Source organism: Pseudoduganella sp. RAF19, assembly GCF_052114165.1.
Lineage (GTDB): Bacteria > Pseudomonadota > Gammaproteobacteria > Burkholderiales > Burkholderiaceae_D > Rugamonas.
Genome location: NZ_JBFREF010000005.1, coordinates 253,992 through 279,979, shown reverse-complemented (window position 1 = coordinate 279,979; position 25,988 = coordinate 253,992). Strand labels below are relative to the sequence as shown.

At 62.5% G+C, this 25,988-nt stretch carries 20 protein-coding genes; 11 read left to right on the top strand and 9 right to left on the bottom strand.

Annotated elements, in window-relative coordinates:
* Positions 1 to 65 precede the first annotated feature (65 nt).
* The 8 genes from AB4Z19_RS14520 (at position 66) to AB4Z19_RS14485 (ending at position 10,801) form a co-directional block, all read left to right on the top strand.
* A complete protein-coding gene (locus AB4Z19_RS14520) occupies positions 66 to 2,384 on the top strand; it encodes an FdhF/YdeP family oxidoreductase (protein WP_442035500.1) in 2,319 nt (772 codons plus the stop codon).
* A 52-nt stretch (positions 2,385 to 2,436) separates the two neighbouring features.
* Positions 2,437 to 3,300, top strand: coding sequence for an STAS domain-containing protein (locus AB4Z19_RS14515; RefSeq protein WP_442029000.1), 864 nt, complete (start codon positions 2,437 to 2,439; stop codon positions 3,298 to 3,300).
* A 7-nt stretch (positions 3,301 to 3,307) separates the two neighbouring features.
* The gene (locus AB4Z19_RS14510; protein ID WP_442035499.1) at positions 3,308 to 3,664 is read left to right on the top strand and encodes an STAS domain-containing protein; all 357 of its coding nucleotides are present in this window, start codon (positions 3,308 to 3,310) and stop codon (positions 3,662 to 3,664) included.
* A gap of 13 nt (positions 3,665 to 3,677) precedes the next feature.
* Positions 3,678 to 4,091, top strand: a complete 414-nt coding sequence (locus AB4Z19_RS14505) for an anti-sigma regulatory factor (RefSeq protein WP_442029002.1) — start codon at positions 3,678 to 3,680, stop codon at positions 4,089 to 4,091.
* Complete coding sequence (locus AB4Z19_RS14500; RefSeq protein WP_442035498.1) at positions 4,076 to 5,101, top strand: ATP-binding protein; 1,026 nt, start codon at positions 4,076 to 4,078, stop codon at positions 5,099 to 5,101. Before AB4Z19_RS14505 ends, AB4Z19_RS14500 begins: the two co-directional genes overlap by 16 nt.
* Complete coding sequence (locus AB4Z19_RS14495; RefSeq protein WP_442025822.1) at positions 5,098 to 6,846, top strand: ATP-binding protein; 1,749 nt, start codon at positions 5,098 to 5,100, stop codon at positions 6,844 to 6,846. Before AB4Z19_RS14500 ends, AB4Z19_RS14495 begins: the two co-directional genes overlap by 4 nt.
* A 9-nt stretch (positions 6,847 to 6,855) precedes the next feature.
* On the top strand, positions 6,856 to 8,364 hold the full coding sequence (locus AB4Z19_RS14490; protein WP_442025823.1) for a response regulator: 1,509 nt from the start codon (positions 6,856 to 6,858) through the stop codon (positions 8,362 to 8,364).
* An 82-nt stretch (positions 8,365 to 8,446) separates the two neighbouring features.
* Positions 8,447 to 10,801: a prolyl oligopeptidase family serine peptidase gene (locus AB4Z19_RS14485; protein ID WP_442025824.1), complete on the top strand. Its 2,355-nt coding sequence runs from the start codon at positions 8,447 to 8,449 to the stop codon at positions 10,799 to 10,801.
* A 105-nt stretch (positions 10,802 to 10,906) separates the two neighbouring features.
* Here the strand turns inward: AB4Z19_RS14485 and AB4Z19_RS14480 are convergent, their stop codons facing one another.
* From AB4Z19_RS14480 to AB4Z19_RS14450, 7 genes are all read right to left on the bottom strand, one after another.
* Entirely contained in the window at positions 10,907 to 13,075 is a 2,169-nt protein-coding gene (locus AB4Z19_RS14480; RefSeq protein WP_442025825.1) for a S8 family serine peptidase, read from the bottom strand.
* Positions 13,039 to 14,052: a S8 family serine peptidase gene (locus AB4Z19_RS14475; RefSeq protein ID WP_442035497.1), complete on the bottom strand. Its 1,014-nt coding sequence runs from the start codon at positions 14,050 to 14,052 to the stop codon at positions 13,039 to 13,041. The genes AB4Z19_RS14480 and AB4Z19_RS14475 overlap by 37 nt, the downstream gene beginning before the upstream one ends.
* A gap of 20 nt (positions 14,053 to 14,072) precedes the next feature.
* Entirely contained in the window at positions 14,073 to 14,816 is a 744-nt protein-coding gene (locus AB4Z19_RS14470) for an NF038120 family PEP-CTERM protein (RefSeq protein WP_442028031.1), read from the bottom strand.
* A gap of 111 nt (positions 14,817 to 14,927) precedes the next feature.
* Positions 14,928 to 15,617 (bottom strand): PEP-CTERM sorting domain-containing protein, encoded by a 690-nt coding sequence (locus tag AB4Z19_RS14465; protein WP_442028033.1) that lies wholly within the window; start codon positions 15,615 to 15,617, stop codon positions 14,928 to 14,930.
* 96 nt (positions 15,618 to 15,713) lie between these two features.
* Complete coding sequence (locus AB4Z19_RS14460) at positions 15,714 to 16,160, bottom strand: acyl-CoA thioesterase (RefSeq protein ID WP_442028034.1); 447 nt, start codon at positions 16,158 to 16,160, stop codon at positions 15,714 to 15,716.
* A 15-nt stretch (positions 16,161 to 16,175) separates the two neighbouring features.
* Positions 16,176 to 17,402, bottom strand: a complete 1,227-nt coding sequence (locus AB4Z19_RS14455; RefSeq protein ID WP_442028036.1) for a M20/M25/M40 family metallo-hydrolase — start codon at positions 17,400 to 17,402, stop codon at positions 16,176 to 16,178.
* Positions 17,403 to 18,611, bottom strand: coding sequence for a urate hydroxylase PuuD (locus AB4Z19_RS14450; protein ID WP_442035496.1), 1,209 nt, complete (start codon positions 18,609 to 18,611; stop codon positions 17,403 to 17,405).
* A gap of 112 nt (positions 18,612 to 18,723) precedes the next feature.
* On the opposite strand from AB4Z19_RS14450, the gene AB4Z19_RS14445 reads away from it, so the two are divergent.
* Positions 18,724 to 19,662, top strand: coding sequence for a LysR family transcriptional regulator (locus AB4Z19_RS14445; protein ID WP_442027929.1), 939 nt, complete (start codon positions 18,724 to 18,726; stop codon positions 19,660 to 19,662).
* 3 nt (positions 19,663 to 19,665) lie between these two features.
* Here the strand turns inward: AB4Z19_RS14445 and AB4Z19_RS14440 are convergent, their stop codons facing one another.
* Positions 19,666 to 21,045, bottom strand: coding sequence for an MFS transporter (locus AB4Z19_RS14440; RefSeq protein WP_442035495.1), 1,380 nt, complete (start codon positions 21,043 to 21,045; stop codon positions 19,666 to 19,668).
* A 69-nt stretch (positions 21,046 to 21,114) separates the two neighbouring features.
* A complete protein-coding gene (locus AB4Z19_RS14435; protein ID WP_442035494.1) occupies positions 21,115 to 22,236 on the bottom strand; it encodes an ROK family protein in 1,122 nt (373 codons plus the stop codon).
* A 113-nt stretch (positions 22,237 to 22,349) separates the two neighbouring features.
* Between AB4Z19_RS14435 and AB4Z19_RS14430 the strand changes: the two genes are divergently transcribed.
* Both AB4Z19_RS14430 and AB4Z19_RS14425 read left to right on the top strand, forming a co-directional pair.
* Positions 22,350 to 24,845 carry a TonB-dependent receptor gene (locus AB4Z19_RS14430; RefSeq protein WP_442035493.1) on the top strand — a complete coding sequence of 832 codons (2,496 nt, stop codon included), beginning with the start codon at positions 22,350 to 22,352 and terminating at the stop codon, positions 24,843 to 24,845.
* Positions 24,846 to 24,850: 5 nt separating this feature from the next.
* Positions 24,851 to 25,975, top strand: a complete 1,125-nt coding sequence (locus AB4Z19_RS14425; protein ID WP_442027798.1) for a YdcF family protein — start codon at positions 24,851 to 24,853, stop codon at positions 25,973 to 25,975.
* Positions 25,976 to 25,988: the final 13 nt, after the last annotated feature.

Genomic DNA, 25,988 nt, shown 5'->3' with positions numbered 1-25,988 from the left:
CTGTACGCAAATACAGCATGCAGGCCATGGTATAGTGCCGCCTCTTACCTTTTTGCTAAATACTCATGAACGACCGCGTGTTTCCGATCCGTCCTTACGACAAGCCAGCCGGCGGCCTTGGCTCGCTGCACGGTACGGCGAAGGCCTTACAGGAAAACGGGCCGTTCCCCGCGTTGTCCACGCTAACGAAACTGAACCAGCCGCAGGGTATCGATTGTCCCGGCTGCGCTTATCCGGACACGCCGGGCGGCAAGACGGTGGACTTCTGCGAACAGGGCGCATGGGCCGTCGCGCACGAAGCGACCAAGCGCCGCGCCGCGCCGGAATTCTTTGCCGCGAACACGCTGACTTCCCTGCGCCAGCGCGAAGAATGGGAGCTGGAAGGCTTCGGCCGCCTGACCGCGCCGATGCGCTACGACGCCGCCACCGACACTTACCGCGAAATCGCGTGGGAAGAAGCGTTCAAGCTGGCTGGCGAAGGCTTGCGCGCGCTGGAGCATCCGAATCGCGCGGTGTTCTATGCATCGGGACGCAGCAGCAATGAAGCCGCCTTCCCTTACCAGCTGTTCGCGCGCGCTTTCGGCACCAACAATATGCCGGATTCGTCCAACTACTGCCACGAATCCTCCGGCGATGCGCTGCGCCTGTCGCTCGGCGTCGGCAAAGCCACCATCACGCGGGAAGACTTTGAACACGCCGAAGCGATCTTCGTCTTCGGCCAGAACCCGGCCACCAATCACCCGCGCATGCTGGGCGATCTGCGCGAAGCCAAACTGCGCGGCTGCAAGATCGTGGTCTTCAACACGATGCAGGAACGCGGTCTGCAGGAATTCGCCGATCCGCAATCGATGTCCGAAACGCTGACCGGGCGCGGCACCTCGCTGGCCGACGCCTATTATCAGGTGCGCATCGGCGGCGACTTCGCGGCGCTGATGGGCATGGCCAAGGCCGTGCTGGCTGCCGATGCCCTCGACCGTCCCTTCATCGCCGAGCATACCGACGGCTTCGAGCAGTTCGTCGCCAACGTCGCGGCCCACGATTGGCCAGCGCTGGAAGAAGCCAGCGGTCTGACGCGCGCGCAGATGGAAGAAGCCGGAGCAATCTACGCCGGGTCGAACGCGAGCATCGCCACCTGGTGCATGGGCCTGACCCAGCACGAATTTGCGATCGAAACCCTGCAAACGCTGGTGAACGTGATGCTCCTGCGCGGGAACGTTGGCCGTCCCGGCGCCGGCCTGATGCCGGTGCGCGGCCACTCCAATGTGCAGGGTGACCGCACCGTCGGCGTCACCAACCGTCCCAAGAAAGAATGGCTGGACGGCCTGCGCGCAGTGTTCGGCTTCGAGCCCCCGTCAGCGCATGGCCTGGATGCGATCAACACCATCCGCGGCCTGCTGAATGGCGAAGTGCATGCCTTCACCAGCCTGGGTGGCAATTTCGCCGTTGCCGGTCCGGACAGCCCGCGCGTGCTGGACGCACTCTCGCGCACCCAGCTCACCGTGCACATTGCCACCAAGCTGAATCGCACCCATTTGTATCCCGGCCGCGTCGGCCTGTTGCTGCCATGCCTGGGCCGCACGGAGCTGGACCAGCAGGCAGGCGGCCAGCAATTCGTCAGCGTGGAAGATACCGCCAGCGTGGTGCACGCCTCCACCGGCCGCAACATGCCTGCCAGCGAGACGCTGCGCTCCGAGCCTTTCATCGTTACCGAACTGGCGCGCCATGCGCTGCCGGATTCGAAGATCGACTGGCAAGCCATGGGCCGCGACTACGACACCACCCGCAACCACATCGAGCGCGTCGCATCGCACGCGCAAGCCGTGGAAGGCTTCGGCGATTACAACCGCAAGATCCGCGAACGCCTCGGCTTCCGCCTGCCGAATTCGGCGGGCCTGCGCATCTGGCATACAGCCAGCGGCAAGGCGCGCTTCACGGCGCATGCCCTGCCGGCGGACACTATCATGTCGCGCGCCCGCGCCGCCTTTGGCCCGGACGTGCTGTGCCTCGCCACCGTGCGCGCGCATCGCCAGTACAACACCACCGTCTACCGCGATCCGCGCGGCGAGGTGGACCGCTACCGTGGCGTCAACGGCACACGCAAAGTGCTGTTCATCGGCAGCGCTACCCTGGCCCGCCTCGGCCTGCAGGACGGCGATATCGTGACCGTGCGCGCAGCAGCACCGGACGGCATCGCCCGTGAACTCAACGGCTACCGCCTGGTTGAACGTCCGCTTCCGGACGGCGATGCGATTGGCTATTTCCCCGAACTGACGCCGCTCATTTCGCCTGATCTGGTCGCGCGCGGATCGAATACACCAGCATTCAAAGAGGTTCCAATACTGTTGGTAAAGGAACTTCAATCGTGCAATGAATTTAGGAAATAGGTGCTAGACTCGCCGTTTCTCGATACAAAAATATCAACTAAGGGAACGGGGCATGAGTCAGGCAACTACCGGCCATCTGGCCAAGATTTTCATCGACAATCAGGATGCCTTGCTGGAGGGCTGGCTCAATGCCATGCTGTCACGCCTGGTGCGCCGCGACAAAAACGCGGAAGCGGAGATCCGCCAGCAGGCCGCCCGCTTTATTCCCCTGATGATCAAGGCGCTGGACAAGGGCCAGACCTATGACATCGACCAGCCTTCCTGGGCCGAAGTACGTCACCTGCTGAGTGACATTTCCGCCACACGTGTGCGCCAGGGCTTCACCCCTACCGAGACCGCGACCTTCATCTTCGCATTGAAAGAGCCGCTGTTCGCGCTGCTGCGCACCGCGATGGCGGGCGATGCTGACGCGCTGGCCACCGAACTGCTGGAAACCGGCACCTTGTTCGACAAGCTCGGCCTCCTTACTGTCGAAGAATTCCAGAAAGGCCGCGAAGCGGTCATCATGCGCCAGCAGCAGGAATTGCTGGAGCTGTCCACGCCCGTTGTGCAGTTATGGAAAGACGTGCTGGCCCTGCCGCTGATCGGCACCCTCGACAGCGCCCGCACCCAAGTGGTGATGGAAAGCCTGCTGCAGAAGATTATCGATACCGGCGCTTCCATCGCCGTTATCGACATCACCGGCGTGCCCACGGTGGACACACTGGTCGCGCAGCACCTGCTGAAAACCGTTGCCGCCGCGCGCCTGATGGGAGCCGATTGCATCATCAGCGGTATCCGTCCGCAAATTGCGCAGACCATTGTGCACCTGGGCGTCAACCTGGAAGACGTGATTACCAAGGCTTCGCTGGCCGACGCCTTCCAGGTGGCACTGAAGCGCGTCGGCGCTTCAGTTGTCTACCAGCAGACCGCGTGAGGCGGGCATGGAGCGCATTCCCATTCTCAAGATGGGTGACCTGCTGCTCGTCACCATCCAGGTGGACATGCATGACCGCCTGGCGATGACGCTGCAGGAGGACCTCACCGCCCGCATCGTGAGCGCGCGCGCACGTGGTGTGCTGATCGATATTTCGGCACTGGACATCGTGGACTCCTTTATCGGCCGCATGATCAGCAATACAGCCGCCATGGCGCGCATTCTCGACGCGCGCACTGTGCTGGTCGGGATGCAGCCGGCCGTGGCGATCACGCTGGTCGAACTCGGTCTCACGCTGCACGGCGTGGAGACTGCGCTGAACGTCGAGAAGGGCGTGCAACTGCTGCAGCGCCACATCAACTGAGCGGGGCGGTACTGTGAGCCATAACGACGTCGAAGCACTGGTACTGCAGATCCGCTCCGACGAGGACGTGGTTCGTCTGCGCCAGGCGGTACGCGAGCAGATGATCGCCATCGGCTTCAGCCTGATCGACCAGACCAAAATGATTACCGCAGCCAGCGAACTGGCGCGCAACACGCTGCGCTACGGCGGCGGCGGCGAAGCGCATCTGATCAAGTGCAGTAACGGCAAGCGCGGTCTGCATGTCGCGTTTATCGATCATGGCCCCGGCATTCCGGACATCGAGCAGGCGCTGAAAGACGGTTACACGACAGGCGGCGGCATGGGCCTCGGCCTGTCCGGCGCCAAGCGCCTGGCCGACGAATTTGATATTGCCTCGGAACCGGGCCAGGGCACGACTGTGAAGATCACCAAATGGAAACCGTTCTAGGCATCGCCGGACGCCAGTCCAGCCACCAGTTGTCCGACGCGAGCCAGGTGGCGTCGGCGCGCCGTGCGGCCGGTGAGCTGTGTGCTCGGCAGGGTTACGATGCCTTGAGCGTGGGCGAGGTTGCACTGCTCGTCACCGAAGCCGCAACCAATATCATCAAGCATGCGGCGCATGGCGAAATCCTGCTGCGCTGCCTGAAAGGTGGCGGCATTGAAATTCTGGCGCTGGACCAGGGGCCGGGCATGAACAATTTCATCGCCAGTTCGGCCGATGGCACCACCACGGCAGGCAGCTATGGCGTAGGGCTGGGCGCCATGCAGCGCCTGGCGTCGCTGTTCGACGTGTACAGCGCGCCGGGCAAAGGGACGGCGATCCTGATGGCGTACTGGCCGAAAGGCGTTGCGGCGCCCGAGGCGAGCATGCACTGCGGCGTGGCCTGCCTGCCGCTGCCGGGGGAAACCGCTTGCGGCGACAGTTGGTCGATGGCCTGGGACGCCACCACGGCCACCGTGCTGCTGGCCGATGGCCTGGGCCATGGACCGCATGCCGCCGAGGCTTCGGACCTGGCGGCGGAGGTGGCGATGCGCGAACCGGCGCGGGCGGCCGGCATGCTGATGGACGATGTCCACGCCGCCTTGCGCGCCACGCGCGGCGCAGCCGTCGCCGTGGTTTGCTTCGACATGCTGCACGAGCGGCTGCAGTTCGCGGGCATCGGCAATATATCCGCCCACCTGTTCCAGGGCGAACAGCGGCGCCAGCTGGTATCCCACAATGGCATCGTCGGCAGCAATATGCGCAAGGTGCAGGAATTCCCCGCCAACTGGGACAGCACGGCAACCATGGTTCTGCATTCGGACGGCCTGACGTCGCGCTGGAATATCGACGATTATCCGGGCCTGCTGCAATGCCACCCGGCCCTGCTGGCCGGCGTGCTGTATCGCGACTTCCGGCGCGGACGCGACGACGTCAGTGTGCTGGTGCTGCGCGACCACCAGGGGTGGCTGCCATGAGCTTACGCATCCTCAACCTTGGCGTACATGCGGAGCTGGATGTCGTGGCATCGCGCCAGCGCGCACGCCAGATCGCCGGACTATGCGGTTTCGGCGGCCAGGATCAGGTACGCATCGCCACCGCAGTTTCCGAACTGGCGCGCAATGTCTACAACTATGCCCGCGCCGGACGTATCGAGTTTGCCGTGGAAGGTGAAACCGCGCCGCAGCTGCTGGTCATCACGATCAGCGACCAGGGGCCGGGCATTCCGCATCTCGATGTGGTGCTGTCCGGCCGCTATCAGTCCGAAACCGGCATGGGCCTTGGCATCATCGGCGCCAGGCGCCTGATGGACCAGTTCGACATCCGCACCACCGTTGGCGGCGGCACGACGATCACGCTGAAAAAACTGCTGCCGCGCGAAGCTGCCCTGCTGACGCCTGGCATGGTGGGCGCAATGGGTGCCCAGCTGACGGCGCTACCGGCCGATGTCACCCTGTCGGAAATGCAGCAGCAGAACAAGGAACTGCTGGCCACGCTGGCGGAGCTGAACACGCGCCAGGAAGAATTGCTGCAATTGACGCACGAACTGGAAGACACCAACCGCGGCGTCGTGGCTTTGTATGCCGAGCTGGATGAGAAGGCCGATCACCTGCGCCGTGCCGACGAGATGAAGTCGCGCTTCCTGTCGAATATGAGCCATGAGTTCCGGACGCCGCTATCCTCGATCCGCGCCTTGTCGCGCCTGCTGATCGAGCGCGCGGACGGCGAGCTGACGGAAGAACAGGAAAAGCAGGTGCTGTTCATTCTGAAAGGCGCCGAATCGCTGACGGAACTGGTGGACGACCTGCTGGACCTGGCGAAGATCGAAGCGGGCAAGGTCGATATCCGGCCGGTCAAATTCGATGTGGCGGACCTATTCAGTGCCCTGCGCGGCATGCTGCGCCCCCTTCTGGCCGGCGCGCGCGTGGAACTGATCTTCGACGTGCCGGCTGCGCCGCTGATCATGTACTCAGACGAAGCCAAGCTGTCGCAGATCCTGCGCAACTTCGTTTCCAATGCGCTGAAATTCACCGAAACGGGCCATGTGCGCGTTTCGGCGGACGTGCAAGGCGATAGCATCCGCTTCGATGTGGAAGACACCGGTATCGGCATCGCCGAAGAATACCAGCAAGTGATCTTCGAGGAATTCAGCCAGGTCGAAAGCCGGCTGCAGCAGCGCGTGAAAGGCACGGGACTCGGCCTTCCCTTGTGCCGCAGGCTGGCGACGAGCCTGCTGGGCGGCAGCGTCACGCTGCACAGTGTGCCCGGCCAGGGCTCAACGTTCAGCGTTATCCTGCCGCGTCAATACCAGGCTGGCGCGGACAGCGAAGACGCGCTCGAAACCGAACCACAGGATGGCAGCGGGTTGCCCATCCTGATCATCGAAGACGACCGCTCCACCATGCTGATGTATCGCAGCTTCCTGCGCAATACACCCTTCCGTGCCGTGTGCGCGCGCAGCCTGTGGGAAGCCGAGCAAGCGTGGGCCGCCGAAAAGCCCGCCGCTGTCATTCTCGACCTCTACCTGCAGGGCGAAGACAGCTGGCGGTGGCTAAGCCAGGCCAAGGCCAGCGAGCAGCGCAAGAATGTCCCGGTGCTGATCGTTTCCGAAGTCTCCGATCGGCAGAAAGCCTTTTCCCTGGGCGCGGACTGCTATTTCAACAAGCCCGTGCTGCGCGATGAGTTGCTCGCCCAGCTCAAGGCTTCTTGCCATCCGTCATAAGGCCACGCCATGTCCAGCGCCGATGAAGAACTTATCCTGAACGTCGACGACACCGATGCCGCACGCTACGCGAAGACGCGCATCCTCACGCGCGCCGGCTTTCGCGTGATCGAGGCGTCCAGTGGTGAAGAGGCGCTGGCCAAAGCTGCCAGCGAAGACCCTGCCCTGGTGCTGCTGGACACCAAACTGCCCGACATCAGCGGCTTCGACGTGTGCCGCCACCTGAAAGAAAACAAGTCCACCGCCTACATTCTGGTGCTGCAGACGTCGGCCTCGTATGTCGCCACGCCGGACAAGGTGCGTGCGCTGGACTGCGGCGCCGACAACTACCTGTTCGAACCGATCGAACCCGAGGAACTGGTGGCCAATGTGCGCGCCCTGCTGCGCCTGGGCCGCGTCGAACGCGAACTGCGCGACATGGACCGCCGCAAGGACGAATTCCTGGCCATCCTGGCGCACGAGCTGCGCAATCCGCTGGGACCGATCCGTAATGCGGTGGAGTTGCTGCGTCTCGCCGATCCTTCACCGTCGCCGCTGCACGAACATGCGCGCCAGATCATCCTGCGCCAGACCGACCATATGGTGCGCCTGGTCGACGATTTGCTGGATGTCTCGCGCATCTCGCGCGGCAAGATCGCGCTGCGCCGCGCGCCTGCCGATTTGTGCGAGGTAGTACGCGCCGCCCTGGAAACCAGCCTGCCCAATATCGAAGCGCGCCAGCACAAGCTGGAGCTGGACCTGCCGGGCGAGCTGTGGGTCGTTGGCGACGCCATCCGCCTGACCCAGGTGGTCGGCAATCTGCTCAATAACGCCGCCAAATTCACGCCACCGGGCGGCAATATCAAAGTCCAGGTGCTGCGCGAAGATGAACATGCGGTGCTGCGCGTGCGCGACAGCGGGATCGGCATTCATTCCGAACAGGTAGAGCGCATCTTCGATCTGTTCACGCAGGCAGGCCATGCGCCGGACCGCGTGCAGGACGGCCTGGGCATCGGGCTGTCGCTGGTCCGGACGCTGGTATGGCTGCATGGCGGCAGCGTGTCCGCCAGCAGCGCCGGCGAAAACCAGGGCAGCACGTTCGAAGTGCGCCTGCCGGGAGAGCAAGCCAGTGCAGCCGCCCAGGATTCCGGCACAGATGCCGCCGCAGCGCCACCGTGCTGCTACCGCATCCTGGTCGTGGACGATAACGCCGACTCGGCCCACATCATTGCTTCGCTTCTGCAACTGGCCGGCCATGAAACGCAAGTGGCGCATCGCGGCATCGACGCTATCGAAGCGGCGCAAGCAATGCGGCCGGATGTTGTCTTCCTCGATATCGGCCTGCCGGACATGCGCGGCGAGGAAGCCGCGAGCCGTATTCGGGCCCTGCCCGAACTGGCCGGAACGAAGCTGGTTGCCCTCAGCGGCTACGGCCAGGACAAGGATCGCGCCACCGCCATCGCGGCAGGCTTCGACCTGCACCTGACCAAGCCGGTCACGCTGGACATCCTGAGCGCAACCATCGCGCGCCTGCTGTAACGGCCGGTCACTGCCGCGGGAGGCCAATGGCGCTCTGCTAGAATGCGCGTTCGCACATCTCCCCCTTATATAAAAGACACATATGCGATATCTAGCATTCCCTCTGCTGGCGAGCTTGCTGGCAGCTCCCGCCTTCGCCGTCACTCCCGTCACCCTCGATCAGGCCATGTCCCATCCGGACTGGATTGGCACGCCGGTCGAAACCGCATGGTGGAGCTGGGACGGCAAACAGGTCTTCTACAAACAGAAGCGCACCGGCTCTCCGCTGCGCGATACGTTCCAGGCTGGCGACAAGCCGCGCCTGATCGGCGATGCGGAACTGGCCAATCAGGACAGCGCCACCGTCGTCTACAACCATGACCGCACCCGCTCCATCGTGCTGCGCAATGGCGACTTGTTCGAGCGCGACATGAAGACGGGCATCCTGACCCAGATCAGCCGCAATACCGTGCCGGCCGAAGCACCGCAGTATTCGGCGGACGGCCGCGCCGTACAGTTCCGCATCGGCCACGACTGGTTCAGCTGGAGCCGTGCCGACCGCCTGGTGACTCCGCTCGCCATGCCGCGCGCGATGAAAGACCCAGCCGCCGCACCGGATGACGATTACCTGCGCGCCATGCAGCTGCGCCTGATCTCCACGCTGAAGCGCCAGAAGGATGATCGCGAAGCTGTCCGCGAGCGCAATGAAGCCGAGCGCCGCGCCGACGCTACCCGCGCGCCTTCGCCGTACTATCTCGGCGACAAGATCACCCTGGATGCCAGTGCCCTGTCACCGGACGGCCGCTGGCTGGTCGTGGCGGTCTCGCCGAAGAACGGCGACAGCGGCCGCGTAGGCAAGATGCCGCGTTACGTGACGGAATCCGGTTACGAAGAGTTCGACGATCAGCGCACCCGCGTTGGCCGCAACTATCCGCTGGCCCAGACCCTGAAGCTGATCGATCTGCAGACGCGCACCGTGCGCGACATCTCGCTCGATAATCTGCCGGATATCGCCAAAGATCCTCTGGCGTCCTTGCGCGAAGCGCAGAAGCAGCCGGCGCTGAAGGGCAATCGCCCGGTGCGCCTGGAAGAAGATGAAGGCGATGGCCTGGCATGGACCGAGAACGGCGGCAAGCTCGCCGTGATGCTGCGTGCCGTCGACAACAAGGACCGCTGGATCGCCACTGTCGATCTGAAGGAAGCCAGGCTGCAGCCGCAGCACCACCTGGCCGACAAAGCCTGGATCAATAACAGCTACAACGAATTCGGCTGGATGAAGGACAACAGCACCCTGTGGTTCCAGTCCGAGGAAAGCGGCTATGCCCACCTGTATACACTGGGCGCCGATGGCAAGCAGCGCACTCTGACCAGCGGCCAGTGGGAAGCCACCAATGTGCGCTGGAATGCAGACGGCTCGATGGCCTACATCCTGTGCAACCGCAAGACGCCGGGCGAATATGAAGTCTGCTCCGTGAACGCCAGCGATGGCGCGGTGCGTGAAGTCACCCAGCTGGATGGCGGTGTCGAACAGTTCTCCCTGTCGCCGGACCAGCGCAAGCTGCTGGTGCACTATTCCAACGCCTATCTGCCGCCACAGCTGGCCATCGTACCAGCCGCCGGTGGCGCTGCGACCAAGCTGACCGATACCCGCACCGCCGAATTCAAGGCGCGCGAATGGGTGCAGCCGCAGTACGTGGCGGTGCCGTCTTCGCATGGCACCCAGCCTGTCTGGGCCAAGCTGTATCGCCCGGCCAAGCTGGAAGAAGGCAAGAAGTATCCGGTCGTGATGTTCGTGCACGGCGCCGGCTATCTGCAGAACGTGAGCCACCGCTACACCAACTACTTCCGCGAGCAGATGTTCCATAACCTGCTGGTGCAGAACGGCTACATCGTACTGGACATGGACTACCGCGCGTCCAAAGGCTATGGCCGCGATTGGCGCACGGCGATCTACCGCCAGATGGGCCACCCTGAACTGGAAGACTATGTGGACGGCGCCAAGTGGATGGCCGCCAATCAGCAAGGCGACATCAACCGCGTCGGCATCTACGGCGGCAGCTACGGCGGCTTCATGACCTTCATGGCCCTGCTGCGTGAACCGGATCTGTTCAAGGCTGGTGCGGCCCTGCGCCCTGTGACCGACTGGACCACGTACAACCACGGCTACACGTCCAACATCCTGAACACGCCGGACATCGATCCTGAAGCGTACAAGATCTCTTCGCCGATCGAGTATGCCGACAAGCTGAAAGGTCACCTGCTGATCGGCCACGGCATGGTCGACGACAACGTGTTCTATCAGGACTCCGTGCGCATGGCACAGCGCCTGATCGAGTTGAAAAAGGATCACTGGGAGCTGGCGTCCTATCCGCTGGAACGCCACGCTTACGTACAGCCTGAGAGCTGGTACGACCAGTATCGCCGCATCTTCCAGCTGTTCGAGCGCACGTTGAAGTAACGTGGATGGCGGGTCAATGACCCGCCCTACGTAGGGCGGATCATTCGATCCGCCGTTTTTCACTTAGCTGGTAGCTGGTAGGGCGGGTCATTGACCCGCCGTTTTTCACTTCAGCGGATCGACCGCAGGCGCCTGCCGCTGCGCCCGCGCCAGTGGCACCGGATCATCCGTTTCCACCTGCAGCAGCGTGGTCGACGCCAGCACGCCATTGGCATCCATCAGCTGCAAGCCTCCCACATACCTCTTCCCTGTAGGCAGTCCCGACCAGCTCACGTTCACCGTCGCCGTTTTGCCGGTGTACACGCGCGAAGGCAGCATGGCCCGCAACGAACCGCCAGCATCCGACCTGGTCACAATGGCCGACGACAGCTGGAAGTCGATGCTGGCCCGGTTGGCCGCGGAATAGCCGATGATGCACAGCTTATAGTCCCCCGCCGCCGGTGAAGCCAGCAAAGCCTGCTCATTCGAGCCTTCAACGGCGCTGGTGGAAAGCAGCTTCCAGCCGGGATCGAACAACGCCATATCCAGATCGTCCATACCCGGCTTGCCCGTATCACGGTCGAACAGCTCAAAAGTCGCAGCCACGGTATCGGCAGGGATGTGCACCGTCTGCACCAGCACACCTGTGCCGCCGGCCTTGCAGCTGGCCTGCATCCGCGCCGGCGTGCCGGAACTGTTGTCCGGCGCCTGCCCCACGCGCAAGGATGTGCGCTGCACTTCCTTCAAGCCGCCCAGCGCGTAAGCCATGCGCCCGTTGAAGGCCGTTTCCACCGTCATCATGGTGCTGCCATCCGTCTTGTCGCTGCGCAGCGCAGCCGGCGAACGTACCATGCGGCCCACACGCGCAACGACAGGACTGCGCACCTTATGCGTGCCATCGCTCCATTCCATCGAGCCAAGCTGCCAGATGTTCTCGAATGCGGTAGTGCGCGTCAACACGATGTTGAAGGACTTGCTCTCGCCGGGCGCCAGCGCCAGCGTCGCCGGCTGGAGCGCCGCCGTAAAGCCATGCACGTCGATCTTGCCCGTGTACGTTGACGCAGCGCCGCTGACATTGGTCACCGTGCGCGTGATCACCGCTGTATTGACCACATTACCGGCCGAAACGGACGCAAGGTTCAGGTTATAGCCTGGCATGCTGCCCTCGCTGCATTGATCGCTCATGCCCGTGCCGCACAGGTACTTCTTGTAGTCCGATGCGCCCACCGTGTACACCAGTCCCGGATCGGCGGCCGCAGTCGGGTCAACGTGGCCAGCGCCCTGCGCAAAGGGCAGCGTACCAGCCTCCATGCCGAACAGCCCATCCGGCAAGGTATCGTAGGCCGTCGTCATCAGCGCCGATTTGATGGCCGATGGCGACCAGTCGGGATGGCGATGCTTCAACAGCGCTGCGATACCTGCAACGTGCGGGCTGGACATGGATGTGCCATCATAAAAATTCCAGGCCGGCTGCGGCACCAGCGTGCCGTTGACCACATCGCTACGCTGCTCCTGGGTCAGCGAAGGCGTGACACCAGCGACGATATTGACGCCGGGCGCTGTCATATCAGGCTTCAGCACATCGCCATCCGTCGGGTTCGGGCCGCGCGAGGAGAAGTTGGCCATGATCGGCGCCTCGCCCTTGGTGGTCATGACGAACTTGCTCATCGCGGCCGTGGCGTTCAGTGCCTGCGCGTAGTTGGCAATCGCCGCGCCATCTTCCGCGCTCACGTGAACGGTCGGCACGGAGTGCCCTTCCGCTACCAGGCCATTGCCGTTGTCGATCATCACCATGCCGCTGCCGCCCGCCTCCTTCACGGCCAGGCTCTTATCAACGCGATTGTTCACGCCGCGCAGGCAGGTCACGATCTTGCCCGTTACCTTGGCCGTGTCCAGCACCGGCGCGCCATCGTTATTGGCCGCCGTGAAGCAATACTGCAGCCGATCCGGGTCCACATTCGGCAAGCCCGCATCCTGCGCGCGGATGATGGGCGTGCCGCCAGCCAGCGGCGTCATGTTCAGCGACGCGCCGGAATACACGGCCTTGTTGCCAAGCGTGACATCGGCTTTCTGGAAGCGGTTATGCGTGGACGCACCGACGGTTGCCAGCCATGGGCTGACGTGGGCTACCGTGTTGCCCGGTCCCGCATTACCCGCGGACGCAGCCACGAACACGCCCGCATTCGCCGCGTGCAGGAAGGCCATCTCCACCGGGTCTTTCACGGTATCGCTGCCGCTGATGGAGAAGTTCAGCACATTCACACCATCCACCACGGCCTGCTCGATCGCATCCACCGCGTCGCCCGTGAAGCAGCCGACCTGGCTCTGGTGGCGAAAGGCTCCAGATACGCCCAGCAGATCTTGTACGCCGCCAGCCGCGCACGCGGCGCCATGCCCGACAGCGTGCCGACATAGGCGCCGTTGACATTGCCATCCACGCCGTGGTTGCCGGCTGCCGTGGTCGACGTGTGCGTGCCATGGCCGCCGCTGCCGGACGGTGCGCCCAGCGAGTCGCGCGGCGAACGGAAATCGCTCCATGCCGGCGTCAGGCCAGCCTGGTCCTGGATGGCGCGGTAGGTGGCATCGAAATAACGCGCGCCAATCAGCTTGTTGTTGCAATGGCCAGCGGTAAAGCCTTCGCCAGTCTGGCACTCGCCATGCCAGGTCGCAGGCGGGGCGTTGTAGGCCAGCGTTCCATTATTGTCGAAAGTGGGCTTGCCTGCCGCATCCACGCGATCCGCATAAGCCGGATTCTCGGGCCAGACGCCGCTATCGATAATGCCGACGACGACATCTTCGCCCGCGTGTTCTGGCCCGCCGAGCTGGCTCCACAAGCCGCCCGGCTTGTCGAGTCCGAGGAAAGTTGGGGTAAAGCTGGTGACCGGACGGCGCGGCTCGTCCGCCGAAATATCGGCCACTTGCGGGCTGGCCTTCAACTGGCGCACTTCGTCATCGGTCAGCATGGCGGCAAAGCCGTTCAGCACGACCTTGTACTCATGCAGCACCGGCGCACCGGCCACGATCGCTTGCACGCTGGCTTGGCGCTGCTGCAGATAATTGGTGTACAGCTGCACCGGCTGCGATTGCAGATTGAGGCGCTGGCCCGGCGCAGGCTGGGTCGCCTGCAGGCCGGCGATGCCACCGCTGTAGGACGCTACCGGCGCGTCGGCCAGCTGCACAATGTAAGGACGGCGCACAGCTTCGGCCCAGGCGCCGTGCGCAGCAAAACTCAGGGCGACCAGCACCGCCCACGTTACAGGACGTAGTTTCATGAAGTCTCCTAGATCTGGGTTTAAGCGGACAATTCTTCTTTGCTCGCAAAGCGCTGGTTCTTGCGGCGGCGTGTCATCGCGCCCATGACCAGGAGGCCGCCGCCAAGCATTGCGATATTGGATGGCTCAGGTACAGCCGATACGCTCACATTCAGGTTATCGATGGCGAACTGGCCCTGGTTGGTTTCGAAGGCGTGGCAATCGCCGCCGTCGCCGCAGGCCAGGCCGAAGAAAGCCATGGCGATAAACTGGTCCTTGCCGAAATCGCCGGTGCTGGTGTTCTCAAAGAAGAACTGGCGATTCGACTGATGCAGCTCGACGTCAAAGATGTCGTAGGTGTGATCGGCGCGGAAGCCCTGAATCCGCAGGATGCCCGGAATATCGGGCGTCGCTGCGCCTTGCATGGCGCCGACGAAAGATGCGTCCAGCGACAGCAGGGAGAAGGCTTTGTGATCATCGCGCTCCAGCAGCATCACACCATCGTTCAAGCCCGTGTAATAGGTGGTGCTGTTGTTGACCGGGCAGGATAGCCACAGGCAGTCCGTGGGCTTACTGCCATTCATGATGCCGCCGACCAGATCGCCGGGCAGCGCATCGTCCAGCGCGGACTCGCCCGTCATCGAGTAACCCTTATGTTCCACCACATCCTTGTAGCCCACCGCCTGCGCGGCGATGCCTTCGAAGTCCAGCGTGTCTGCCTGCGCCGGCGCCGCCACCACAGCGGCCGCCAGCAACGTTGCCCCGATTTGTTTTCTCAGATTCATGGATCATCCTCAAAGAAGTTTCGAATGATGGCTTTCGACAGCGCGCACGAATCCCGCGCGGCGCGCTGCGGCGGCCACGAATGCAAACTGCGCTTTACAGGAACAGGAAGATCAGGCGGGTCGCGAGCGGCGCCGGCGTGCGACGCAGCCGATCAGGCCAAGTCCGCCGGAGAGCATCGTCCAGCTGCCCGGTTCAGGAACGGGCGCTGTGACCAGGTTCAGTTCGAGCGGCGATTGCCCTCGGCCGAAACCGGTGAGATAAATGCCGCCCGGTGTGCTGTCGATGGGCAGCTGATTCAAGGTGAGATTGCTGAAGCCGAAAACGATGTAGCTGCCTGCGGCGGCGTTGATGTCGAATACCGCGTTGCCGGACAGGTTGACCGTCTTCGCCGTATCGAGCAGCGAAGCCGTGCCATACAGCGCACCGCTGCCCAGGTCCGCGTAGACATCCTTACCGGGCTGCATGCTGTTCAAAAAAGTGGTGTAGCGGTGCGATACATCGAAGATGCCGATCGTGCTGGCGCCGTAGTCGCCGTAGAACTTGGGATCGAAGGTCATGCTGGCGGAGCTGTAACTGCCGGGCGGAATGTAGAACAGCGCCCAGCTGTTGATATAGCTCTCATGGTCGATCCCTGTGTACATATTGCTGAACGACTCGGAGCCGTTGCCGCCGCCTTTGCTGTCCACCCAGCCTTGCGTATGGGTGTCCAGCGTGACGGTATCGGCATGCGCTGCGGGGATGGCCGCACCGGCTAGCAGTGCGGCCGCGGCGACAATGCCGCGTGGGCGATGCAGGAACATATGTACCCTCCTCTTAACAAGTTAGTAAGAGTGACTAATGGTACATAGCTAAAATGTGCGCACGATTGAGATTACAATTTTCCGACAAACCATCATTTAACGCACAACACTGCTTGGCAGCTCGGTGAAATCGTCCGTCTGGTACAAGGCCTGCCAGGCTGCCAGCAATGCCGGTGGTGGCGTGACCAGTTTGCGCGCTGTGAGGTCCAGCCAGCCGCCGGAGCTGTTGATGCGGGCCGCCAGCTTGCCATCGCTGCGGTAGATATCGGAACGCAGCATCCAGCGCGAGCCATCCTGCGACAGGCCCGCGCACGCGAGAGTGACAGTGATCTGGTCGAGCAGCAGCACTTCCTTAAAGTAGTTCAATTCGTCCTTCATCACCACCGGGCCGATGTTCAGGCGCTTGAACTCCCCCATCGGAAAACCGTGCTCGGACAAATAAATCATCCGCAGGTCGGCGGCCTTGTTCAGATAGGCCGTGTTGGCCATATGGCTGTTGAAATCCATATCGCCCCAGCCGGCGGTCATCCTGCGTTCAAACATCACATCTCCTCGGCGTTATGCCGCTGCGAGGAAGTCCGCCAGTGTAAGCGCAACGACTTTCGTGGCTTTGCGCAGATCTTCCAGCAGCAGCTTTTCATCTGCTTTCTTGGCATTCGATTCGGGCACGGTACGCGGCCCAGCCCCATATAGTACCGCTGGAATCCCATGCTCGCCATATAGCCGTGCATCAGCGTACAAGGGCGTTCCGCCCGCGCTGATCTCTTCGCCAATGACGTCCTTCGCGTTGTTGCGGATGCTGGCGACCAGCGTGTCCGTGCCGGGCAGCGGACGCAGGGCGTGCGACAGCAGCAGGCGGCGGATCTCCAGTCGGATGCCAGGCTCGCCGCGCACCGCTTCTTCGATCAGCGCGCGCACCTGGGCTTCCACCTGCGCCGGATCTTCTTCCGGAATCATACGGCGGTCCATTTTCATCACGACTTTGCCCGGCACCACATTGGTGTTGGTGCCGCCGTCGATGCGGCCTACCAGCATCGTTGGCGAATCGATGCCCGGCACTTTGGATTTGATTCTCTTCAGTTCCGGCAGCTGCCCGTAGATCGCGTTCAGGATCCTGGTGGCAGCTTGCAGAGCATCGTGGCCCGTTTCAGGCATGGCGCCGTGGCCGGACTTGCCGTGCACCGTGATCTCCAGTTGCAGACAGGCGTTGTGCGCCGTGACGATGTTGTAGCTGAAGCCTGCCGCGATCACGTAATCCGGCTTGGTCAGTTTCTTTTCCAGCAGCCAGCCGGGACCCAGCAGGCCGCCGAATTCTTCGTCGTAGGTGAAGTGCAGTTCCAGCGCGCCTTTCAGCGGCACGCCCAGCGCTTCCAGTGCGCGCGTGGCAAACACGAACGTCGCGAAGTCGGATTTCGAGACCGCAGCAGCGCGGCCATAGATATACCCGTCTTCCACCACGCCACCGTATGGCGGCTTGGTCCAGCCATCGCCCGGCGGCACCACATCGCCATGCGCATTCAGCGCCACGGTCGGACCGCCCGCCGCATAGGGACGGCGCACGATCAGGTTGGTGATCGTCTCCATGCCGTAATCACGCACCACCTGTTCCGGCACCGCGTGCTTCTCAGCCTTCCAGCCATAGGCTTCCAGCAGCCGCGCAACCAGCTCGGCGTGCGGCGTGTTATTGCCGGGCGGCGTATCGGTTGGCGTTTGCAGGACCTTCTGCAGGAAAGCCACTTCTTCATCGAAGTGCTGGTCGATCCATTGGATGATTTGTTCTTTCATTTACTTTGCTCCTGCCGCCAGCCAGGCGGCGACTTGCGCGCGTTCGGCGTCGGTCATACTGGTCAGATTGGCGAGTGGCATGGCCTTCAGCTCAACCACCTGTTTCTGGATTTGCGCGGCGCGCTGATGGATCTGGTCCGGCGTATCGAGCACCACGCCGGCCGGAGCGCTGGTGAAGCCAGGCTGGGTTGGATGCGCCGAATGGCAGGCGACGCAGCGCTGGTCGATGATGCTCTTCACTTTCGCAAATTCAGCGGCCGGATCGGCGCTCGCCGCAACTTGCGCTGGCCGTGACGGCGCAATCACCACGGCAATCGCCAGCAGCAGCGCGACGCCAATCGCCGGATAGCGCCATTCGACGCGGCCCTTGTGGCGCAGGTTGAAGAAATGGCGAATGAACACGCCGGCTGCCATGATGAAGGCCAGCACCAGCCAGGCGTTCCTGTTCTGGTAAGTCATCGCATAGTGGTTGCTGATCATGATGAACAGCACTGGCAGCGTGAAGTAATTGTTATGCACGCTGCGCTGCTTGGCCTTGATGCCGTATTGCGGGTCCGGCAGGCCGCCCGCCTGCATCGCCTGCACCATCTTGCGCTGGCCGGGGATGATCACCATCGCCACATTGGCCACCATGATGGTGCCGATCATCGCGCCAATGTGGATATAGGCCGCGCGGCCGCTCAGCAAATGCGTCAGCACATAGGCCGCGCCGACCAGCAGCGCGAAAATCACCAGGCCGAACCACTTGTCGCTTTTGCCCAGTGGAGATTTGCACAGCAGGTCGTACACCACCCAGCCGATCACCAATGCGGCGATACCTACGCCGACTGCTTGCAGGCTGCTCAGGTCCGACACCGACCTATCGACCATCATGGCTTGCGCATTGAAGTAGTAGGCAATCGTCAGCAGCGCAAAGCCGGAAAGCCAGGTGGTATAAGCCTCCCATTTGAACCAGTGCAGTTCCTTCGGCAGTTCAGCCGGAGCCACCAGATATTTTTGCGGGTTATAGAAACCACCGCCGTGCACTGCCCACAGCTCGCCGGACACGCCCTTCTTCGCCAGATCCGAGCCTGGTGCCGGCGGACGAATCGAGTTATCCAGCCAGACGAAATAGAACGATGCGCCGATCCAGGCGATGCCCGTGATGATGTGCAGCCAGCGCACCAGCAGATTCGCCCATTCGAGTCCGTACGGGAGCAGGTATTCCATGTAATTCCTTGAGTTAGACGGTCGCCAATCTACAGAAGATAAACGGTTATACACCATCACACATGAAAAATAGCGTATATTCAACATATTCGATCCAATATACACACGCATCATGTCCGGCCTGCCGCAACACCTCGATATTCATTTGATCCGCATTCTCTATCTGCTGCTGGTGGAGAAGAACGTATCAAGGGTGGCGCTCAAGCTCAATCAACCGCAGCCCTCCATTTCAGCCTCGCTGCGCAAACTGCGTGAATTGACGGGCGATCCGCTGCTGGTGCGCGGCGCGCGCGGCATGGTGCCGACCCAGCACGGCGAAAGCCTGCTGCGTCCCGCCAAGCGCATTCTCGACGAGGCGGAGGGCCTGTTCGTCAAGAAGACGCCCTTTGTACCGCAGGAAGAAGCCCGTACTTTCAACATAGCCGCTCCGGATTATCTGGACTCGCAATTCCTGCCGAATGTGGTGTCCATGCTACGCCGCGGCTCGCCTATGAGCCGGGTAGTGATCCACAGCCTGGGGCCAGGCAGCGATTACCAGCGCATGCTGTCCGATGGCGATATGGACCTGGTGATCGCAAACTGGGATGAACCACCGGCGCATCTGCACATCTCCAAACTGTTCGAGGACCCGATCATTTGCGTGATGCATGCGGCCAGTCCTTACGCCAAGCGCACCGCAAGCGATGCGATGACGCTGGACGATTACCTCACCCTGCCCCACGTGGCGCCATCGCAAATGGTGCCCGGATACGGCGGCGTGATCGACTCCTTCCTCGAACGCCAGAATCTGCGCCGCAACGTGGCCGTGGAGTCGGCCTACTTTGGACTGATTCCTTACATGGTGACGCAATCGGATCTGGTGCTGACCACAGGCCGCCAGTTTGTGCGCTTCTACGAAAACTCGCTGCCGCTGAAGATTTTCAATGTGCCGGTGAAGTTCCCGCCGATGCGCTTCTATCAGCTGTGGCATGAGCGCGTGCATCAGGCGCCGGAACACAAGTGGCTGCGCGACCAGGTCGCCGCTGCTGCCAAGGCACTGGCGCGAAAGTAGGCGTCAGCCCAGCCTTGTCCGCCGCATCCGGTTCACGCGGCTGACCCGCGCGTGCAGAGTGTGTCCGATATCCAGATGCCGGAGAATCAGGATTGCGATCCCCGATCCCACCGCCGGCACGCCAAATGCCAGCACTTTCATTCCCAACAGGACTGAAGGCGGCTGCACGGCGCCCGGCACGTAGCCCAGTGCTGCAAGCGTTCCACCGATTGTCGCCAGCGCTGCTGCACCGCCGCCCTTCAGCAGCACCAGCATGACTGCAAACGAGAGCGTTTCGCGCCGATCCCGATAGCGGAATTCCGAGAAGTCGATGATGTCGGCCAGTATCCCCCATGGCAGCATGAAGACGCCAGCGAAGCCAATGCCGATCAGTGCCGCATACGTCAGCAGCGCAATCCTGTTTTCACCCGCCGCTGCAAACAGGACAATTCCCACAACCGTAATGGCGTGACTCATCGCCAGCAGGGACGTTTTATCCTGATGCCTGACCATCGCAATCCAGAACATCGCGCCAAGAATCTGGCTCACCGCGAGCATCAGCAGAACCTGTCCGGCGAATTCGGGACTTTGCAAGACATAAGTACACAGATAAAGCAGCGTCTTGACGAACATAGGCGTGGCAAAACCGGTGATCAGCGCAATCGACGCCATCGCGGCAAACAAGCTGTCCGGCCGCGGAAATAAGCGCCGCGTCGACAATTGCCGGTGACGCGCCGGGGCGGCATTATGCGCCGGCTTCGAACACCATGCCGCCAACAGCAACGAAGCGCAGAACAGCAGGCCGCCCGCAATGCCCAGCCACGCCATCCGTTCCGGCGCAGCGCTACCGACTGCACCGTGCATGAGCGGGGCTATCGCACAGGCGATGGTGATACTTGCGATGGAACTGAAGATGGTGCGGTAGCCGGAGGCGCGTCCGCGCGCGTGGCTGTCGGCCGTAACACGTGCCAGCAAGCCGTTATGCGGAACATCGATGGCCGCGAAAACGGCGCGAAAACACAGGATGAGGGCGCCGGCGACCACAATATCGTCAATGCCTGACAGCGGGAAACTGTAAATGGCGGCAAAGACCAGCGCACATGGCAGGGTGAAAAGCACGATCAGGCGGCGGTAGCCGATGCCATGCCGCTCTGCCCTGCCCGCAATGCATCCCGCCAAAAGATCGAACATCAGGTCCCCAGCAAGCACCAGCACCATCAGCTGGCTGACGCGCGCGGGCGCAATGCCGATAACGTCCGTCAGCAGATAGAGCAGCGTGACATCGATAGTACCCAGCAGGATCGCCTTGCCGAAATTGCCGGATGCATAGCCGATGATGTGCCGGTCATTTTTGACGGCGCGGCGGCATTGACCGATCCATATGAGGGGGCGATGGGCGAACATGAGGCGGGAGGCAAATGGAGGCGAGTTCCTGGCCCGTCCAGCATACTGCCCGCAGATGACCGCTTCGTGTCAGGCCAGCAGCGCTGTCGCAGCGTGAATCGGCAGCAGCGCTGCACCGATCGCGATCGCACTGCCGCCAAGTGTCGACACGCGCACCTCGCCGTGCTGCCGATAGTGCGGCCAACGCAGAGACAAGGCGTTCAATCTGGCCGCAAGACGCGATGTGATCGATTCCGGCAACGGGCTTGAAAACACAATCTCGTCCGGATCGAACCAGGCGATGGCACTGTTCACCAGGGACTCCAGCTGAACGGCGGCGCGGTCCAGCCATTGCTCGATCACGTCCTCATAGCCCGCCGTCAGTTCCTCGAACTGGGCGACCGACAGCACCGGACATCCCGCCTGCTGCAGAACCGATAGCAGATCCATCGTCGTCGGGCGCGGTAAGTCCGACGGATACAGTCTGCCCACATCGCCGGCGCTGCCGAATTCCCCCTTGATCAGGTGCCCGTCTTCAATTACTCCCGCCCCGATGCCATATCCCAGTAGGATCACCACGACGGTGGCCGCTTTGCCGATGGTGCCGCCCGAATAGTATTCCGCCAGCGCTGCCGCCTTGGCGTCGTTTTCCAGCAGGACGCTGGTGCCGAGGGCTTCGTCCAGTATCCGCCGCAGTGGCACGTCGCGCCATCCCGGCAAGTCCTTCACCGTATGCCATTGATCGCCCTTGCGCGAAACGGCCGGCCCGGGCACGCCGACACCGATACCGAGAAAACGCATGCCCAGCAGCTTGTGTTTGAGGCTCAGCTCACTGATTCGCTGTTCCAGGATGTTGGCGAACTCGATGGGATCGGGTGCACCCACCTGCTCACTGGTCAGCGAGATGACACCGCCTGCAAAATCGACCAGGGCGATTTCCAGCACGCCTTTGTGCACCGTCGCTCCGGCAGCGAAACCGCCGGCCGGCGACACCGCCAAGGGAACGGTCGGCCGCCCGCGCACTGGCGGTTCAGCCGCAGCCAGTTCCTCGACCAGACCGAGACTGATCAGGTTATGCGAAAGCTTCGTCAATGAGGAGTTGCTGACCTGAAGGGACAGGGCCAGCTCCGTGCGCGGCATCGGCCCTTTGCTGCGCATATGCCGAAGCAAACGCTTTTCTTCCGACACCAGGTTCAGTCGCGCCGCTCTCATTGCTTATCACCTTGCCATCAAGTTTTCGATTTATTTTACAAGTAATAAATAAAGCGGTCAAAATTGGTCCTTAAGCTGCTGGTGACTTATCCCTACCTACCAGGAGTGAAACCATGATCAGGAAAAAGACACTCGCCGCGGCGATCGGCGCGCTGTACGCGCTCACTACGTCGGCTCTCGCGCAGGTAAGCGCAGAGGCACCCGCTGCCGCTACGCCCGCTGCCGATACCACCGATTCGCAGGTCGTCGTCGTCACCGGCTCCGCCCGTCCGCAGCGCCGCTTCGATGTGTCCTATGCCGTGAACTCGCTGTCGCAGGGCGACGTGCAAAAACTGGCGCCGCAGAACATGGCCGACCTGCTGGGCAAAATGCCAGGCATCCAGGTTGAAGCGACTGGTGGCGAAGTGCAGAACATCACCCGCGTGCGCGGCATTCCAACCGACGACGGCTACGCCCTGTTCCAGCAGGATGGCCTGCCGCTGTTTACGGAAATTAACGGCTTCTTCTTCCGCGGCGACAGCATGAACCGCTACGATCTGATGACGAAAACGGTGGAAGTGGTGCGCGGCGGACCGGCGCCGATTTACGCCAGCCAGGCCGCCGCCATCGTCAACAACACCACGGTCACCGGCACGGAAAAAACGCAGGGCAAGGCCCAGGTCAGCCTTGGCACCACGGGTCTCAAGCGCCTGGACGCTTACCAGGCCGGCGCCATTGACGACAAGACCTTCTATGCCATCGGCGGCTTCATTCGCCAGGACGACGGTCATCGCGACAACGGTTTCCCCAATGACCGCGGCGGCCAGCTCCGCGCCAACATCAAGCGCGTGACCGATACCGGCACCTGGAAGCTGAGCGCCAACTACCTGAACGACCATAACGTCTTCTATCTGCCGATTCCGATTGCCGATCCGCGCAACCCTGGTGTCTCCCTTGATCCCTACATCGACTACTTCAAGGGCACGATGAACTCGCCGTCGCTGCGCAACGTGCCGCAGAAATACCTGGATGGTTCGGGCGCTCTGCAGACCGACCAGCGCGACCTGAAGAACGGCCGTCACCTCGAATTCGGCAACATCGGCCTGCAATACGAGGGCGAAATCGGCGCCTGGCTGCTGTCGGCCAAAGCCGGCTTCACCAAAGGCAAACTGGATTTCGACGCTTTCTATTCGACTTCCAACCCGGCCGACGCGAAGAGCTTCGCCAACGGCTTCCTCGCCGCTTCCAAAACGGCCTTTGGCGCGGTCGATCACCTGGGCTATGCCATCGCTGGCAGTAATGGCAGCCAGGTCTATGATCCGGCATCCGCCTCCGGCCTGGTCATGCAGGGACAATACCGCGCAGCAGGCTCGGACTTCCGCTCGAATCAGGTGGACATCAACGTCACGCGTAATTTCCAGACGGGCCTTGGCAACCACGACGTGAAAGCAGGCTTCTACGGCAGCAGCTATGGCCAGACCAGCATTTCCGTCTACAACGACATGCTGATCGAAGTGCAGGGCAAGCCGCGTACACTCGACCTGCTGGCCTATTCCGCCTCCGGCGCCGTGCTGGGCTCCGTGACGGACAATGGCGTTCTGCGCTACAGCACCACGCTGAACCAGGGCGATGTGCACGCAAAAATGGGGGCACTGTACCTGAACGACACCTGGGAAGTTACCGACCGTCTGCGTCTCGATGCGGGTGTGCGCGCCGAACGCTATCACTACGACGGCTACGCCCTGCTGACCAAGCAGGCCAACCTGGGCGACAAGAACACCCTGGCTGACGATGCCACGCGCGCCTTTACCGGCGACCGCCAGTCCCACACCTACAAACCGCACACCACCAACTGGACGGCGGGTGCGAACTACGACTTCACCAGCAGCATCGGTGGCTATGTCCGCGCATCCCACCTCGAAATTCCGCCGTCCATGCAGGTCGCGGCCTCGGTCGATCCGCTGGTGCTGACCACCAAGGCCAACCAGTATGAAGCCGGCTTCAAGACGACGTTCGGCAAGTCCTACCTGTACGTGACGGGCTTCTACACGCAATTCGATCCGCTCAACGCATCCTTCGTGGCCTTCAATCCGGTCACCGGCCGCAATGACCAGACCGTGCCGTTCTTCGGCAAGGCCGTCGTCAAAGGCGCCGAAGCCGATGGCGCCTGGTATGTGACCGATCGCTTCGTCCTCAATGCGTCGCTGACCATTCAGGACCCGCAGTACCGCAACTTCGTGAGTTCCACCGGCGCCGATCCGTCGCAAGTGGTCGGCAACCAGATCATCCGCGAGCCCAAAGTATTCGGCAATATCCGCCCGAGCTACGCCTTCAGCATGGGCAATAACCAGGTCGACGTGTACGGCAGCTTTGCCTACACCGGCAAGCGCTATGTGGACTTCTTCAATGCGACCGAACTGCCTTCCTACCACTCGCTGGGCGCAGGCGTCACCGTAACGCACGGACAATGGCAGTTCCAGCTCACCGGCGACAACCTGACGAACGCCAAAGGCCTCACCGAAGGCAACACGCGTACCGATACTCTGGCAGGCCAGGGCAGCGCCACGGCGATCTACGGCCGCCCGGTGTTCGGACGCAGCGCACGCTTCGTCGTGAGCAAGGCGTGGTGAAGTCCATGAACAAACGTATCACTCTTGCCGCGGCGCTTGCCTTCGCCCTCCCCCTGCATGCGGCTCCCGTGGCGAACCAGCACTGGTCGCTGCTGGCAAACCGGCTGTTCCCGATGCTGTCCGGCGCGGCACAACCGCCGGCCGGCCTCACCCCGCTTCTGGACGGCCGCAAGAAGCGCATGAACGCCTGCGAGCAGGCGCCCAAATGCCTGCTGCTGGCCGCCGCCTGGAGCGAAGCGGAGATGGATGCGGTGGCAGCAGCGTCGCCGGGCCGGCAAGGCATGGCCGACGATGGCGCCACAGCGCAAGTAAAGCGCGAGCTGCGCGGCCTGAATACCATCTTACAGGTCTATGGATTCGGCAATCAGCCGCGCTACCCGACCATCGATGGCCCGGTCGAGAAACCTGGCACGGCGGAATTCAAGGCGCTGGTGGCGGACGCTATCAGCCTTGCCGACGCCGGGAAGAATGATCCCGCTGTCAGCCTGGACCCAAGCCTCGCGCTGGCCATCGCGCTGATCGACGTCAGCGAGCGGCATGAGGCAGTCGACTTCGAACCTCTCGACCAGACGCATAACACCGCAGCACTGGCACGCGCGCGCAGCATCGACTGGAAGCGCTACAAGTACACGGCAGCGATCATTCCAGGTGTGGGCCCGGAAAATCCTCTGATTCCGCTGAGCGCGCGGGGCAAGCAGCACATACAGCTGGCTGCCAGCCGCTTTGCAAACGGGGACGTGGCCTTCATCATCGTCAGCGGCGCGTCGGTCCATCCAAGGGGATCGCGCTATGTGGAGGCGGTGGAAATGCGCAAGGCGCTGATTGAGCGTTTCCATATCCCTGCCGACCGTATCGTGATCGAACCGTATGCCCGGCATACAACGACCAACTTGCGCAACGCCACTCGGCGTCTGGCGGCGCTGGGCGCACCGGCCAGCCAGCCGGCGCTGATCATCGCCAACGTGGAGCAAAGCCGCTATATCGAAAGCGCCGAGTTTGCAGCCCGCAACCAGGCGGAACTGGGCTACGAGCCTGGCACCATAGGCCTCCGCCATTCGCCATTCGAGCTGGAATTCCATCCTTCGCTGAGGTCGATGCGCGTCGACCCGATGGACCCGCTCGATCCCTGAGCCGTCAGTCATA